This is a genomic window from Bacillus timonensis (assembly GCF_004799755.1).
Classification (GTDB): Bacteria; Bacillota; Bacilli; order Bacillales; family Bacillaceae_L; genus Ferdinandcohnia; species Ferdinandcohnia timonensis_A.
This window is the reverse complement of the sequence record NZ_SLUB01000036.1, coordinates 1-15,213: the sequence shown is the minus strand read 5'-3', so window position 1 is coordinate 15,213 and position 15,213 is coordinate 1. Positions and strand designations below refer to the sequence as shown.

Below are 15,213 nucleotides of genomic sequence, written 5' to 3'. Positions count from 1 at the left end.
GTGAGCGAAGAAAAAGACCTTGAACAACTTAAGCGTGAGGCTGCTGAGAAAGCAAAGGAAGCCGCACGAAAGCGACTAGCTGAAAAACAGGCGGTTGAAGCGAAGAGTGAAGATGAATCAAAGGAAGAAAATATAGATATTGCGAAGGCAAAAGCGGCAGCAGCCGCAAAGGCAAAGGCAGCGGCATTAGCGAAGCAAAAAGCAAAACAGCAGGCTGAAGAGGCAGCAGAGGCTGACAAAAATTCAGAATCGTCAGAAGAGGGCGATGTGGATATAGCCAAGCAAAAAGCCGCGGCAGCAGCTAAGGCGAAGGCCGCAGCGCTAGCAAAGCAAAAGGCTGCAGAAGCGTCATCGGGAGAAACGTCGGAGGCAGATGATAAAGCAACAGCGAAAGCGAAAGCCGCGGCAGCAGCCAAGGCGAAGGCCGCAGCGCTAGCAAAGCAAAAAGCAGCAGAAGCGTCATCGGGAGAAACGTCGGAGGCAGATGATAAAGCATCAGCTAAAGCAAAAGCCGCGGCAGCAGCTAAGGCGAAGGCCGCAGCACTAGCAAAGCAGAAGGCGGCAGAAAAGGCTGGAGCAGGGTCAGACGACGACTTGGCTACGGCAAAAGCTAAAGCCGTTGCAGCGGCGAAGGCAAAGGCCGCAGCACTAGCGAAGCAGAAGGCTGCAGAAAAGGCAGGGACCAGTTCGGACGATGACGAGTTGGCAAAAGCGAAAGCGAAGGCGGTAGCAGCCGCAAAGGCAAAGGCAGCGGCCGCGGCGAAAGCGAAAGCAGCAGCTGGTGCTGGCGGAGCAGACGATCTTGCCAAGGAAAAGGCAAAAGCCATCGCGGCGGCAAAAGCGAAGGCAGCTGCAGCAGCGAGAGCTAAGGCCGCTGCAGGCGGAGAGCCAGAAGAAGTCGAAGAGGCAACACCATCTCCAAACCAAAAATATTTAGATAAGTACGTGAAAGTAATCACGGAACACCTAGGGGAAGACGTTTTAGAAGATTCGTATATTAATTCACTCTCAAAAGACGTGCCCACACTTGTTGCAAAACCAGATACATATTTTAAGATTGCACAGTTTTTGAAGTTTAATGAACAGCTTGGGTTCGATTACCTTTCAGAACTGCATGGAACCGACTTCCAGACGCATATGGAAGTATATGTTCACTTATTCTCATATAAAAACCGTCAATCTGTTGCGTTAAAGGTTAAGCTTGACCGTGATGAGCCAACAACTGCATCCTTGCAGCCTTTATGGGAAGGGGCAAATTGGCCAGAGCGTGAAGCGTATGATTTGCTCGGCATCACTTTTACTGGACATCCAAACTTAACACGAATCCTATTACCGGATGACTGGGTGGGGTATCCACTTAGAAAAGATTATGAACCGTATGATGTGGAGGTGTAGCATATGATTCGTACAGAAGAAATGCTCCTAAATGTAGGGCCACAGCATCCAAGTACACACGGAGTATTCCGTCTTGTCGTAAAAATTGACGGAGAAATCCTCAAGGAGGCTACACCTGTAATTGGATATCTTCACCGTGGTACTGAAAAGCTTGCTGAGGATTTACAATACACGCAAATTATTCCGTACACAGACCGAATGGATTATTTATCGGCGATGACGAATAACTATGTACTTTGTCACGCGGTAGAAACAATGATGGACATTGAGGTTCCAGAGAGGGCGGAGTATTTGCGCATCCTGGCGATGGAATTGGGTCGGATTGCGAGCCACCTTGTGTGGTGGGGAACATATTTGCTTGATATTGGAGCAACAACGCCATTTCTCTATGCGTTTCGAGAAAGAGAAATGATTATCAATCTACTAAATGAACTATCTGGAGCTAGGCTTACGTTTAACTACATGCGTGTAGGTGGGGTTAAATGGGATGCGCCTGAGGGATGGATCGAAAAAGTAAAAGAATTTGTTCCTTATATGAGATCACAACTTCCTGGATACCACCAGCTCGTTACAGGAAATGAAATTTTCCGTGACCGTGTGATTGGGGTTGGAAAGTACACGAAGGAAGATGCGTTGAATTATTCCTTGAGTGGTACGAACCTTCGTTGTACAGGAGTGAAATGGGATCTCCGAAAAGATGAGCCATATTCCATCTATGACCGTTTTGACTTTGAAGTGCCAACAAGGGATGGAGGAGATGCATGGGCACGCTATCACTGCCGCATGGCAGAGATTGAGGAATCTCTAAAAATTGTGGAACAGGCGGTAGAACAATTCCCCGAAGAAGGACCAATTATGGCAAAGGTTCCGAAAATCATTAAAGCGCCTAAGGGTGAGGCATATGTACGCATTGAATCACCACGTGGGGAAATTGGCTGCTATATTTCGAGTGATGGAAAAAAAGAACCATATCGTTTGAAATTTAGACGACCGTCCTTTTACAATCTCCAAATCCTTCCGAAGCTTTTAAAGGGAGAAAATATGGCAAACTTGATTGCAATCTTAGGTGCGATAGACATCGTCCTTGGGGAGGTTGATGGTTAATGATTGAAAACCTACTAAATTCACCTCCGAGTTGGCTGAATTTTGGTATTTTCTTTTTACTTGCTACCGTCCTACTTTTTGTCATCTTAGGTTTCGTAACATATGGAATTCTTGCGGAACGGAAAGTCATGGGATTTATGCAAGCGCGTATGGGTCCAAATCAGGTTGGTGGACGTTGGGGACTTTTACAAACAGTAGCTGACGTCCTAAAGCTACTTATAAAAGAAGACGTGATTCCGAAGGTTGCGGACCGCCCATTATTTATTATCGCCCCTGTGATTGCATTTGCTCCAGCCTTCATGGTTGTCGCAGTCCTTCCGTTCACGGATAGTTATAAGTTTGCAGATATTGGTGTGGGCTTACTTTATTATATTGCTGTATCTGGTCTTACGACGATCGGAATTGCTGCAGGTGGTTGGGCATCGAATAACAAATATGCCCTTATGGGAGGAATGCGTGCAGCAGCACAGATGATTTCCTATGAGATTCCACTCGTAATGTCAGTAATCGGAGTTATTTTATTATCGGGTAGCTTAAACCTATCGGATATCGTTGAAGCCCAGGATAAGGTTTGGTTTATTTTTGCACAGCCGATTGCCTTTATTGTCTTTTTTATCGCATCTGTCGCGGAGCTCAATCGTGTACCGTTTGACTTACCTGAGGCAGAATCAGAGATTGTCGCTGGTTTCCATATTGAGTACTCAGGATTTAGATGGGCCTTCTTTATGCTGGCAGAATATGTGTATATGTTTGCGATGGCTGCGTTAACGACTGTCCTTTTCTTAGGGGGATGGAAGCCTGTTTTATTCCTAGATTTTATACCAGGTGCAGTTTGGTTCTCCTTGAAATTTAGCTTGGTGATCTTTGTCTTAATCTGGTTCCGTTCTACATTCCCGCGTCTACGTGCGGACAGATTGATGGAATTCGGCTGGAAGGTTCTACTTCCAATCGCGTTAGCCAACATTTTCTTATCGGCTTTAATTAAGGAATTATTTTTCTAGAGTAACTACCTAATAAAGGGGTGACAAACTATGTTTGGCTTACTAAAAGGGATGAAGTACACCCTTAATCAATTAACCTATAAAAAAGTCACATATGATTATCCGAATGAACCACTGCCACTGCCAGATCGCTTTCGTGGTATTCAAAAATTTTATCCGGAAAAATGTATTGTATGTAATCAATGCGCCAACATTTGTCCAACCGATTGTATCCAGTTAACCGGGAAAAAACACCCTGATCCAACCAAAAAAGGGAAAATCATTGATACGTATGACATCAACTTTGAAATCTGTATTCTATGTGATCTTTGCACAGAGGTTTGTCCGACAGAAGCCATTGTCATGACAAACAACTTTGAACTTGCAGAATATAGTCGTGATGATTTGTTTAAAAATCTTGAGTGGTTAGATGAAAACGATACGAACGTAAGGAAGGAGAATAAAGTGTGACCGGAGAATTTTTAGCATTCATAGTCCTTGCAATTAGTGCGATTGGCGGCGGTATATTGATGCTGAACCTCCAAAGGGTCATACATATGGTTATCGCACTTGTATTCACCTTTATTAGTATCGCAGGATTGTACGTGATGCTTCATGCGGAATTTGTTGCAGCTGTACAGGTCTTGATTTATTCAGGAGCCATTACCATTTTAATGCTCTTTGGAATCATGCTCACGAAGCACAATGACACAAGCGAGCCAAAGGCTAGTCGAGGTAGAACGCTGCTTGTTGTTTTTGGGATTCTTGCATTTGGTGTTTCCGTGTATCTCGGCATTTACGACTTGGATTTTGGCGGGCAAGCAACTGAACTTCATGTCAACAATACTGAAAAAATTGGAATCGAGCTTTTTGCAAAGTATGTCATTCCATTTGAATTAACCTCTGTTGTGTTGCTTGTCGCGTTAATAGGGGCAATCATCTTGGCGAAGAAAGACAATGAAGAGGAGGCGAATGAGGAATGAGTTCAATTCCATTAGCAGCCTACCTGGTCCTAGCGTTAATTTTATTTTGTATCGGCCTATATGGCGCATTCACAAAAAGAAATACTGTGATTGTCTTGATTTCTGTTGAGTTGATGTTGAATGCCGTGAATATTAATTTTGTAGCTTTTAGTAAATATGGAATGGCCCCAGGCATTACCGGGCAAATTTTTGCATTGTTTACAATCGCCATAGCGGCAGCTGAATTTGCTGTGGGTCTAGCGATCCTGATGGCACTATACCGCAATAAACGTACAGTAAACATCGATGAAATGAATACGATGAAACATTAAAACCGGTAAAGGCGGTGGGCTTGGGAGTTTCGCTTGCCTTTAACGTAAAGATCCAAGAAGGGGATTGTGATACGATGATGGAAAATGCATGGATCATACCGCTTTTCCCGCTTATCTCTTTTTTGTTCCTTCTTATATTCGGTAAACGAATGAAGGAGTCGAGTGCCTATATTGGCATTCTGCTAACGTTTGTCTCATTCGTCTACTCGGTGTTGGTTCTCGTGGCAAGACTCGGGAATCCAACATTCAAATATGAGAGCATGTGGTTATCAATTGGGGATGTTCACTTAACAGCGGGGTTTGAAGTCAATCAATTAAATGCACTTATGTTAGTGGTAGTATCACTTGTTAGCTTTTTAGTACATATGTATTCCAAAGGGTATATGCAAGGGGATGAACGCTTTCCTGTATTTTATGCGTACCTTGGATTATTTACCTTTGCAATGCTAGGCTTGGTGATCTCACCAAACCTACTGCAAACGTATATTTTCTGGGAGCTTGTTGGACTCGGTTCATTTCTATTAATTGGTTTCTACTTTTATAAGGAAGAAGCAAAGGCTGCCGCGAAAAAAGCGTTTATTATGACGCGAATCGGGGATGTTGGTCTATTAATCGGGATGATTCTATTATTCTGGCAAGTTGGTAGCTTTGAATATGATAAAATTTTTGAAGCCGTTGGCGCTGGGGAAATTTCATCAACCATGATTACCTTAACCGCCATTTTAATTTTTGTGGGAGCCGTTGGTAAATCAGGTCAATTTCCACTTCACACATGGTTGCCGGATGCGATGGAAGGTCCGACACCTGTATCAGCTTTAATTCACGCGGCTACGATGGTTGCAGCAGGAGTTTATTTGGTGGCAACAACGTTCCCGTTATTTGCAGCAAGCCATGCGGCGATGATGACAGTGGCTGTGATTGGTGGCATTACGGCTATTTTTGCAGCAACTATTGGCTTAGCCCAAAAGGATATCAAACGTGTTCTTGCCTACTCCACCGTGAGTCAGCTCGGCTACATGATGCTTGCGTTAGGATCTGCTGGCTATGTTGCAGGGGTATTCCACTTAATGACACATGCTTTCTTTAAAGCTTTGCTGTTTTTAGCAGCGGGTAGTGTAATTCATGCCGTCCATACTCAGAACATCGAAGAAATGGGCGGATTATGGAAAAAGCTTCGCATTACAGGTCCGTTGTTCTTAATTGGAACCTTAGCCATCAGTGGTGTTCCGCTTTTCTCAGGATTCTTCAGTAAGGATGAAATCTTACTTGCAACCTGGGTACAAGGGAATTACGTATTGTTCTGGTTAGCAGTACTTGCAGCGTTCTTTACCGCATTTTATATGTTCCGTTTGTTCTTTATGGTCTTCACTGGTGAGGTAAGAGGCAACCAAACAAATGTGAAAGAGTCACCAAGTTCAATGACGATTCCAATGATTGTTCTAGGTGTCCTTGCTGTTGTAGCGGGTTATGTGAATACACCTTGGTTTGGAACGTTTTTAGGGGACTGGTTAACAGAAGGGACGAATTTATACGGACCGGGCCATATAGAAGGACCAGGTTGGATTGTGGCAGTTGCAACTTTCGTATCTCTATTTGGTATCTTACTTGCCTATGCGATGTATCAAAGAAAATCAATTTCAAGAGACTTTTTCAGTTCTCGCGCACCCATCATGTATAGCATCGTTTACAACAAATATTTTATTGATGAGTTTTACAACATGACTGTTGTTTATGTGACAAAGGTATTTAGTTTATTCCTTCGCTATATCGATGAATTTTTAGTTGGTGGCATTGTAAAAGGTGTGGCCCAGGCTACACAGGGAATCGGAAAGCTTGGTGCTAAGCTTCAAAATGGCCAGGTACAAATGTACACATCCGTTGCCTTTGTGGGATTAGCCATTTTACTTCTCGTTGTAGCACTGACAGGGGGGTACTTAAGATGAGCTCATTTATTCTTACACTTTTAGTATTCTTCCCGATTTTAGGTATTGCGGTTCTTGCGTTTGTACCAAAAACTGAAGAAAAAACAATCAAGCTTGTTGGGGTCTTAGCAACGATTCCTTCACTTGTTCTTGCTCTATATGCATACGGGTTTTATACAGGTGGTGGAGATCTTGAAAAGCTAAAGGAAACGGTCTATTGGTTTGGCTTTTTACCGAAAGGAAATCCGTGGGAAGTCAATTACGAGATGGCACTTAACGGTCTAACCTTAGTGCTCGTCCTGTTAACGACCGTAATTTCGACGCTAGCGGCGATTGCCTCTGTTCATATTAAAAAGGAATGGAAAGGGTATTTCATGCTATTCCTTTTACTCGAACTTGGCATGCTTGGTGTGTTTACAGCAGGAAACTTGATTTTATTCTTTGTCTTCTTTGAAATGACGCTCATTTCGACGTTCTTCCTAATTGGGAAATGGGGTTATTTTGAAAAAGAAAAAGCAGCGTTTAGCTTCTTAATCTTTAACGGACTCGGGTCTGCCATTTTGCTGATTGTCATTATGATCATTTTTGCGAAGGCTGGAACAACGAATATCGCAGCATTAACAGCAATTTTTGCAAGCCCGGCAGATAGTTTACCAATTCCAGGTCAATTTTCAGAAGATTTACGTCTTGGATTATTGATTGCCGTCCTTATCGGATTTGGAATCAAATTACCGATTTTTCCGTTGCACACATGGATGTTGCGTGTACACGTACAAGCACCGCCATCGATTGTAATGATTCACTCGGGGATCCTTTTGAAAATTGGAGCGTACGGAATCATCCGCTTTGGAATGGGATTCTTCCCGGAAGAGTTTAGCAGATTAGCACCGATTGTTGCCGTTCTAGGGGTTATCAACCTATTATATGGTGCATTTTTAGCTTTTGTCCAAAAGGACTTTAAAATGGTTCTTGCCTACTCGAGTATTTCTCACATGGGGATTGTGTTGATTGGTCTCGGTGCGATGAATGAAGCGGGAGTGCAAGGGGCGGTATTCCAGGTTGTGTCACATGGTTTAATTTCAGCGTTATTGTTCTTCTTAATTGGGGTCATGTATGAGCGGACTGGAACATCGTATATTGACAAGCTTGGTGGACTTGCGAAGGTAATGCCGCTAACTGCTGGATTTTTATTAGCAGCGGCAATGGCTTCACTAGGACTACCGGGAATGTCCGGATTTGTTAGTGAATTTATGGCCTTCCTTGGATTGTTCAAGGAGATGCCAGTACTTGCTGCAATTGGGGCAATTGGTATCATTATGACAGCTGTGTATTTATTACGTGCGGTGTTAAATGTGACATATGGAAAAACAACTCAATCCTATGAGGGCACAGTTGATTTACGTCCGATTGAAATAGTGCCGGTTATTATGTTACTTGGGTTTATCGTATTAATTGGTGTTTATCCTAACGTGCTTACACAGCCACTTCAGGTCGCACTTGAAACAATCATGCTAGGGTTAGGAGGGTGAGCCGATGGATACAGAAACTTTGTTAAGCTTTGATTGGGGAGTTATGGCACCAGAATTTATCATCCTCGGTGTTGCAACCCTTCTATCGTTGGTAGATTTATTTATGGGGAAAGACAAGGACCGACGCTCACTTGGATGGATTGGAATTGTTGGAATCCTTGTTGCAATTGGGTTTACAGTCTCTTTAATTGGAAATGACGTTACGTCCATCTTGTACGATACATTTAGACTTGATTCATTTGCGATTGCATTTAAACTGATTTTATTAGTAGGAACAGGTCTTGTCATCTTGCTTGCTATGAGCTATGAGCCGAAAGATGGCATTGGCGGGTACCGCGGCGAGTTTTACTACCTACTTCTAGCCGCACTGTTGGGTACGATGATTATGACATCAAGTGCTGATTTGATTACATTATTTGTCGGATTAGAATTGCTCTCGATTTCATCTTATATTTTAGCTGGAATTCGAAAACGCAATAAGCTATCTAATGAATCCGCGATGAAATATGTAATTAACGGTACGGTTTCAACCGCAATCTTTTTATTCGGTGTTAGTTATGTTTACGGTCTAACTGGAACTTCAAACTTAAAAGAAATCATGATGGTGTTTGCAAGGCTTCAGGATCCACAGCATATTTACCTTATTGCCCTCGCACTGTTTATGATGGTGGTCGGTTTATCCTTTAAAATCGCAGCTGCTCCATTCCATATGTGGGCACCAGATGTTTATCAAGGAGCACCAACACCGGTTACAGCCTTTTTAAGTGTTGTTTCAAAAACAGCAGGCTTTGTTATCATTTTACGAATTGTGGTAACAGCCTTCATTCAAGCTCCATCTGGCAATGAAGAAACGCAGTTTTTATTGTACCACTTGCAGGATCTGTTAGCGATCATTGCGGGAGCAACAATGATTATTGGTAACACTGTTGCACTCAGACAACGAAATGTAAAGCGGATGATGGCCTATTCAAGTATTGCACACGCTGGATATTTATTAGTAGCATTTGTTGTTTTCTCCTATTTTATGATGGATGCGATTTGGTTCTATTTGGTGGCCTATCTGTTCATGAGTCTTGGATTCTTTTCGGTTCTTCAAGTCATTACGCAAAAAACGGACTCAGAGGACATTAGTCAATTTGCAGGACTGTATAAGCGCTCACCAGTTCTAGCTGTTGGACTCAGTGTATTCATTCTTTCGTTAGCGGGTATTCCGGGAACAGCAGGTTTTATCGGAAAACTTGAGATTTTCATCGGGGCATTTGTCACAAGTCCATCGCATTATGTGTTGGCATCGATTATGATTGCGACAACCGTTGTTTCGTATTTTTATTACTTTGGAATCCTTACCCAAATGTTCTTTAGACCAGCTGCAGATAATAGCAAAATCAAACTGCCTTTAGGTGTGTTGATTGTTGTGATTGTTGCGATAGTCGGAACAATTGGATTCGGGATTTTTCCAAGAGTCGCCTTCGAATTCATTCAACAGTTCGAAAGCTTCGGGGACTTTATCGGGTAAAGCTGAAGCTTTGAATATCTAGTCCTTTTCAAACAAGCAGGGGTGTATTTTACAGGGAGAGGTATGGGGATGCCTCTTCCTTTTTGCATGCTTGTTTTTAGGGGACTTTCGTAATAATAGATGGTAAAATGGAGTGGTGTGATTTCGGCTCATACGAGTTAGGGCACAAGGATGTTGCCACAAGACGTGTGCACATCGTCTTTGATTTTCGAAAGGAGAGGTTTTATGTTAGCTGGTTTTGGGTATCAAGCACTTATCAGTATTATTTCACATTTATTTTTTATAGCGATTACGTGGTGGGCCCTGCAAAGCATTCGGTATGAGCATTTGGTGAAACCAAATCATGTTTTCCAAGTGCGTGTTCTTCTGATCCTTGTGACAATTGCTATCGGATCAACGGTCAGCAATTTCTTCTTAGATTATCTCCTCTGGTCACAACAATTACCAACGATTCTCGACTAAACAGTCTTATACAGGAAGTTTTTGTAAAGATAATTCTAATTAAAGTGACGGCATACGTTCTCCACTACTTTCCACGTATTCGCCAGTGGGGCACTGGTAAAAATGTAAGTAAGGAGAGGAAATCAGAGATAACATTCTTGTTCAGGTAACCATGACTTTTATCAAAACATTTCTTAGTATGCTTAATGCATCGAAAAATTTCGGTGGATATTATTGGAATGACCCATTAGAAGGTAACGGTGATAATGCGAAGGAACCTCATGTTTAGAATTGATGATTTTCAAAGGCTTAAATATTTTCCACTACAGAATGTCATCAATTTCTATTTTAATATAACTTTAAATGGTCGAAAGAAGAAGACAAACCCTCAAAAAAAAGAAGTTCTTTTCGTATTATATGTACTATGTGAACTATGAGAAGTTTTCACTTAATAATATTCCTTCGAATATTCTAATATTTGTCGACAATTATTGCGAAATTCCCACAAATTTCACTTGTGCCAATGTAGCTCTGAGTGATATGATGTAAATTGGTTTTGTGTAAAAATTATACATGAAAAAGTTTGGAATTAGCCGTGTTAGCGGGCGATTATCCAATTTTTATGGAACGATGTACAAGTTGTACACACACCCAATATAGAGACATTTGCCCGGTGGGTTGCATATACTACATCAGTGCGAACGAATTTTTCCACTACAAGTAATGAATGGGCAAAGATTGGGTTCTATAAACAACAGTCAAGATGGAACACCAATTGTTAAGAATGAATATGAATATATAGAAAATGGGACGCGGAGGGGAATACCTTGGAAAAAATCATCGTCCGCGGCGGTCATAGGTTAAACGGCACAGTCAAAGTAGAAGGCGCAAAGAACGCTGTTTTGCCAGTTATCGCTGCATCCTTATTAGCTAGTAATGGTAAAAGTGTAATAAATGAAGTACCCACGCTCTCAGATGTGTATACGATTAATGAGGTATTGCGCCATTTAAACGCAGAGGTTACATTTGCAAACAATCAAATCGTTGTCGATGCATCAAGAGAGCTAAAAACAGAAGCACCTTTTGAATATGTTCGAAAAATGCGCGCATCTGTACTTGTTATGGGATCATTGCTTGCCCGCAATGGTCACGCGAGAGTTGCTCTTCCTGGCGGCTGTGCAATAGGTTCAAGACCCATTGACCAGCATTTAAAAGGATTTGAAGCAATGGGTGCAGTTGTGAAGGTTGGAAATGGATATATTGATGCCGAAGTCAATGGACGACTTCGCGGTGCAAAAGTATATATGGATTTTCCAAGCGTAGGAGCTACTGAAAACATTATGATGGCTGCTACACTTGCTGATGGAATTTCTATCATTGAAAACTGTGCAAAAGAACCAGAAATTGTTGACCTTGCTAACTTCCTTAATGCAATGGGAGCCAAGGTACGAGGTGCTGGCACTGGAACCATTCGAATTGAAGGTGTAAAAGAATTACAGGGAGCAGCACATAATATAATCCCTGATCGTATTGAAGCAGGTACATTTATGGTGGCTGCTGCTATAACAGGCGGTAATGTGCTTGTTCGAGGTGCAGTACCAGAACACCTTAGTTCGCTAATTGCAAAAATGGAAGAAATGGGCGTTACCATCATTGAAGAACAAGATGGTTTACGTGTAATTGGACCAGATCGATTAAAGGCCGTCGATATTAAAACGATGCCACATCCTGGTTTTCCAACGGATATGCAATCACAAATGATGGCATTATTACTTCGTGCACAGGGCACAAGTATGATTACAGAAACTGTATTTGAAAATCGCTTCATGCACGTCGAAGAATTTCGACGCATGAACGGTGATATTAAAATTGAAGGCCGTTCTGTTATTATCAACGGAGAATCACAGCTTCAAGGAGCTGAAGTAGCCGCAACTGATTTACGCGCTGCTGCTGCACTTATTTTATCCGGATTGGTTGCAGATGGCTACACTCGTGTAACAGAACTAAAGCACTTAGACCGTGGTTATGTGAACTTCCACCAAAAGCTTGCGGCATTAGGTGCTGACATTGAACGTATCAACGAAGAAACTGAAAGCCTCGTGGAAGAAGTTAAAGTGAACTTTTGACCTAACCGCAGAAAAGCTAGGGACATTACCCATACAAGGTAATATCTCTAGCTTTTTTATTTTTATTCATTTACATTTTTCTTTTTTAAAAGAGATATGATGTTTGCCTGCCATGCAAGACATGTTCGGCTTACCTCCGTTTTTTTTTTTTCGTCTCGTTTTTAAGGATGGCAAAAAATAGAATATAGCCTTTTTACTATTTTGAGTCATAAATGCTTGTCCACCTCCATAAATATTGATATATAGGTGCATGAACGAAATGCATTAATTTTTATGTGGAGGCTTGCATTCATGAAACAGATTAAACCCATCATTGTACTAGTTTCTGTTCTTTTTGTCTTGATTCTATTGATTCCATCGATGCTAGTCATTCCGTTCTCCGGTAAGGATGCGGTAAAACTTGCAGAAGAACGACAATCGAATCCAGAACCGCCTCAAATAGCTTCGGGGCCGACAGTAGAGGTGGCTGTGCACCGCGTCAGTGCTCAAAAAATTGAAAATGTTCCGCTTGAGGATTATGTCGTAGGTGTGCTCGCAAAGGAAATGCCTGCAAAATTTGAACTAGAGGCATTAAAGGCTCAGGCATTGGCTGCAAGAACCTATGTGGTGCGTCATATGCTAAGTGAAGAAAAAATCGGTGTTCCAGACGGTGCTGATGTGTCAGATACGACGAACCATCAAGTATATAAAAGTATCGAGGAATTAAAAGCGGAATGGAAAGGCGATTATGATTGGAAAATCAAGAAAATTACGCAAGCCGTGAAAGAAACACAGGGTCAAATTCTGACCTATGATGGAGCGCCAATTGATGCCCAATTTTTCTCAACAAGTAATGGATACACGGAAAATTCCCAGGATTACTATAGTAATGAATATCCCTATTTAAAAAGTGTCAAAAGTCCGTGGGATGTGAATACAGAGAAATTTTACGACCAAGTTCAAATGTCAGTTGCTGATTTTGAACAAAAGCTCGGGATTAAGATCGGCAGTGGAAATGAGATTGGAAAAGTGACAGCGAGAACTCAGTCCAATCGTGTGGCAACGGTTGAGATTGGCGGAAAGAGTTTTACAGGTAGGGAAGTTCGTGAAACATTAGGACTCCGCTCAACCGATTTTACGTTGGAACGTAAGGGCAACCAGGTTGTCATTAAGACGAAAGGATACGGACACGGGGTTGGCATGAGTCAGTACGGCGCAGACGGAATGGCGAAGGAAGGAAAGAACTACAAGGAAATCGTGGCGCATTACTATCAGGGCGTGGAAATTACATCCACAGAGAACTTTTTAAATAAATTAACGGTGAAGAAATAACGGCAGAGGGATTAATTCCCATCTGCCTTTTTGCCGTTTAGTCCTTCTATCCGTTGAAGTAGGTTTTTGAATCGTGGTAGTTTTTCACCAAAATAGCTTACCTTTACAATCGAAAATAAGACCAGCACACCAATTGTGTCTTTAACAAGGTCAATGACGGTTGCGGATCGGTAGGGAACAAAATATTGATGAAGCTCATCGGAGAACCCATAAGCGATGGAGAGAACCGCAGCCAGAATACTTGTTTTCGGCGTGAACTTTCCTTGCACGAGAAAAAACATAACCCACAGTCCGTAGAGAATCCCAAATTCGATTAGGTGGAGTGATTCTTTAAAAGCCTGATCCCAAGAAAACGGAGTGTTCACGATTGCGTCAGATGGAAGGCTGGATAAAATGAAAATAAAAATCATATATAGAAAAGGTGCGATTAATAGTAGAAGTCGTAAAAAAGCCTTCATGAATGAGTAAGTCTCCTTTTTAAAATGTACTTACATAGTATAGCATTCATTGGGAGTGTGGGGGAGATACTATTCATGATCCATCAAGATGTTGAGGACGGAGCGTCGTCGGAGTTGTAGACGAAAGGGGAACATGCAAGGAAATTAACGGTGGTTTTCTGCTTCGTCGGCTATGAAGAGGAAAATGGAAGGTGCGTTTGGTACGAATCCTTTTCATTGGGGTGATGAAGAGGAAAGCGGGAGGTGCGTTTGGTACGAATCCTTTTCATAGGGGTAATGAAGAGGAAAGCGGGAGGTGCGTTTGGTTCGAGTCCCTTTCATTGGGGTTATGAAGAGGAAAGTGGAAGGTGCGTTTGGTACGAATCCTTTTCATTGGGAGTATGAAGAGGAAATGTTGAAGGCGCGAGTGGTATTCATCGAGGTGATGAAGACCTGAATGCACGTTTGGCAGTTTGGGAATGGTCTTCATCGAGGTGATGAAGACCCGAATGAGTCAAGGGCACGCACTGAAAGGTCATCATTAGAGATATGAAGACCTGAATGCATGTTTGGCAACTTGGGAATGGTATTCATCGAGGTGATGAAGACCCGAATGAGTGAAGGGCACGCACTGAAAGGTCATCATTAGAGATATGAAGACCTGAATGCACGTTTGGCAGTTTGGGAATGGTCTTCATCGAGGTAATGAAGACCCGAATGAGTCAAGGGCACGCACTGAAAGGTATCATTAGAGATATGAAGACCTGAATGCATGTTTGGCAACTTGGGAATGGTCTTCATCAAGATTATGAAGACCTAAACACTAGCTCGGGTAAAGTGAAAAGTCCTTCATCAGAGTGTGAAGCAGCGAGTGCGCGTCTGCCTGCGGAAAAATCCTTGAGATGATGCCCCTAAAGCGCACCCGCCCCTCTGATAAACGCCTTCATCAACTCTGGATCCACAAGAACCGTCCCTGTGGCTCCCCACACAACTCCGGGGACCAACGGAACCGTCCGAGGTCACTGAAAAACGTTTCCAAATAACTGGAAAACCGTAGGTTTTCATAAAAAAATACAAAAAACCCCCGATTTTGGTAAAATAGAGTTGTCGAAAAACTATCACCAAAAAGGGGGATTTTTTATGCTTAAAAGCAGAAAA

14 protein-coding genes are annotated in these 15,213 nt (G+C 42.3%); 13 read left to right on the top strand and 1 reads right to left on the bottom strand.

Annotated elements, in window-relative coordinates; all coding sequences use genetic code 11:
- From E1I69_RS16730 to spoIID, 12 genes are all read left to right on the top strand, one after another.
- Positions 1 to 1,395 (top strand): NADH-quinone oxidoreductase subunit C, encoded by a 1,395-nt coding sequence (locus tag E1I69_RS16730; protein ID WP_136380712.1) that lies wholly within the window; start codon positions 1 to 3, stop codon positions 1,393 to 1,395.
- A 3-nt stretch (positions 1,396 to 1,398) separates the two neighbouring features.
- The gene (locus E1I69_RS16725) at positions 1,399 to 2,499 is read left to right on the top strand and encodes an NADH-quinone oxidoreductase subunit D (protein WP_136380711.1); all 1,101 of its coding nucleotides are present in this window, start codon (positions 1,399 to 1,401) and stop codon (positions 2,497 to 2,499) included.
- Positions 2,499 to 3,500: an NADH-quinone oxidoreductase subunit NuoH gene (gene nuoH / locus E1I69_RS16720; protein WP_136380710.1), complete on the top strand. Its 1,002-nt coding sequence runs from the start codon at positions 2,499 to 2,501 to the stop codon at positions 3,498 to 3,500. The genes E1I69_RS16725 and nuoH overlap by 1 nt, the downstream gene beginning before the upstream one ends.
- A gap of 30 nt (positions 3,501 to 3,530) precedes the next feature.
- Positions 3,531 to 3,950 (top strand): NADH-quinone oxidoreductase subunit NuoI, encoded by a 420-nt coding sequence (gene nuoI / locus E1I69_RS16715; protein ID WP_136380709.1) that lies wholly within the window; start codon positions 3,531 to 3,533, stop codon positions 3,948 to 3,950.
- Positions 3,947 to 4,462, top strand: coding sequence for an NADH-quinone oxidoreductase subunit J (locus E1I69_RS16710; RefSeq protein WP_136380708.1), 516 nt, complete (start codon positions 3,947 to 3,949; stop codon positions 4,460 to 4,462). The genes nuoI and E1I69_RS16710 overlap by 4 nt, the downstream gene beginning before the upstream one ends.
- The gene (gene nuoK / locus E1I69_RS16705; RefSeq protein ID WP_136380707.1) at positions 4,459 to 4,773 is read left to right on the top strand and encodes an NADH-quinone oxidoreductase subunit NuoK; all 315 of its coding nucleotides are present in this window, start codon (positions 4,459 to 4,461) and stop codon (positions 4,771 to 4,773) included. The genes E1I69_RS16710 and nuoK overlap by 4 nt, the downstream gene beginning before the upstream one ends.
- Positions 4,774 to 4,847: 74 nt before the next feature.
- Positions 4,848 to 6,716, top strand: a complete 1,869-nt coding sequence (gene nuoL, locus E1I69_RS16700) for an NADH-quinone oxidoreductase subunit L (protein WP_136380706.1) — start codon at positions 4,848 to 4,850, stop codon at positions 6,714 to 6,716.
- A complete protein-coding gene (locus E1I69_RS16695; protein ID WP_136380705.1) occupies positions 6,713 to 8,224 on the top strand; it encodes a complex I subunit 4 family protein in 1,512 nt (503 codons plus the stop codon). Before nuoL ends, E1I69_RS16695 begins: the two co-directional genes overlap by 4 nt.
- 4 nt (positions 8,225 to 8,228) lie before the next feature.
- Positions 8,229 to 9,740, top strand: coding sequence for an NADH-quinone oxidoreductase subunit NuoN (gene nuoN / locus E1I69_RS16690; protein ID WP_136380704.1), 1,512 nt, complete (start codon positions 8,229 to 8,231; stop codon positions 9,738 to 9,740).
- 225 nt (positions 9,741 to 9,965) lie between these two features.
- Complete coding sequence (locus E1I69_RS16685) at positions 9,966 to 10,202, top strand: DUF1146 family protein (RefSeq protein WP_136380703.1); 237 nt, start codon at positions 9,966 to 9,968, stop codon at positions 10,200 to 10,202.
- 806 nt (positions 10,203 to 11,008) lie between these two features.
- Positions 11,009 to 12,307, top strand: coding sequence for a UDP-N-acetylglucosamine 1-carboxyvinyltransferase (murA, locus tag E1I69_RS16680; RefSeq protein WP_136380702.1), 1,299 nt, complete (start codon positions 11,009 to 11,011; stop codon positions 12,305 to 12,307).
- Between the two features lie 291 nt (positions 12,308 to 12,598).
- Complete coding sequence (spoIID, locus tag E1I69_RS16675; protein ID WP_136380701.1) at positions 12,599 to 13,618, top strand: stage II sporulation protein D; 1,020 nt, start codon at positions 12,599 to 12,601, stop codon at positions 13,616 to 13,618.
- An 11-nt stretch (positions 13,619 to 13,629) separates the two neighbouring features.
- Here the strand turns inward: spoIID and E1I69_RS16670 are convergent, their stop codons facing one another.
- Entirely contained in the window at positions 13,630 to 14,076 is a 447-nt protein-coding gene (locus E1I69_RS16670; RefSeq protein ID WP_136380700.1) for a VanZ family protein, read from the bottom strand.
- 301 nt (positions 14,077 to 14,377) lie between these two features.
- Here E1I69_RS16670 and E1I69_RS25295 point away from each other — a divergent pair, with 301 nt between their 5' ends.
- Positions 14,378 to 14,512, top strand: a complete 135-nt coding sequence (locus E1I69_RS25295; protein ID WP_278186173.1) for a hypothetical protein — start codon at positions 14,378 to 14,380, stop codon at positions 14,510 to 14,512.
- Positions 14,513 to 15,213 lie beyond the last annotated feature (701 nt).

What these genes read in the sequence shown, in the direction of transcription:
- E1I69_RS16725 (WP_136380711.1), top strand. Translation starts at nt 1,399, where the DNA reads ATGATTCGTACAGAAGAAATGCTCCTAAATGTAGGGCCACAGCATCCA.
- nuoH (WP_136380710.1), top strand. Translation starts at nt 2,499, where the DNA reads ATGATTGAAAACCTACTAAATTCACCTCCGAGTTGGCTGAATTTTGGT.
- nuoI (WP_136380709.1), top strand. Translation starts at nt 3,531, where the DNA reads ATGTTTGGCTTACTAAAAGGGATGAAGTACACCCTTAATCAATTAACC.
- nuoK (WP_136380707.1), top strand. Translation starts at nt 4,459, where the DNA reads ATGAGTTCAATTCCATTAGCAGCCTACCTGGTCCTAGCGTTAATTTTA.
- nuoL (WP_136380706.1), top strand. Translation starts at nt 4,848, where the DNA reads ATGATGGAAAATGCATGGATCATACCGCTTTTCCCGCTTATCTCTTTT.
- E1I69_RS16695 (WP_136380705.1), top strand. Translation starts at nt 6,713, where the DNA reads ATGAGCTCATTTATTCTTACACTTTTAGTATTCTTCCCGATTTTAGGT.
- nuoN (WP_136380704.1), top strand. Translation starts at nt 8,229, where the DNA reads ATGGATACAGAAACTTTGTTAAGCTTTGATTGGGGAGTTATGGCACCA.
- E1I69_RS16685 (WP_136380703.1), top strand. Translation starts at nt 9,966, where the DNA reads ATGTTAGCTGGTTTTGGGTATCAAGCACTTATCAGTATTATTTCACAT.
- spoIID (WP_136380701.1), top strand. Translation starts at nt 12,599, where the DNA reads ATGAAACAGATTAAACCCATCATTGTACTAGTTTCTGTTCTTTTTGTC.
- E1I69_RS16670 (WP_136380700.1), bottom strand. Translation starts at nt 14,076, where the DNA reads ATGAAGGCTTTTTTACGACTTCTACTATTAATCGCACCTTTTCTATAT.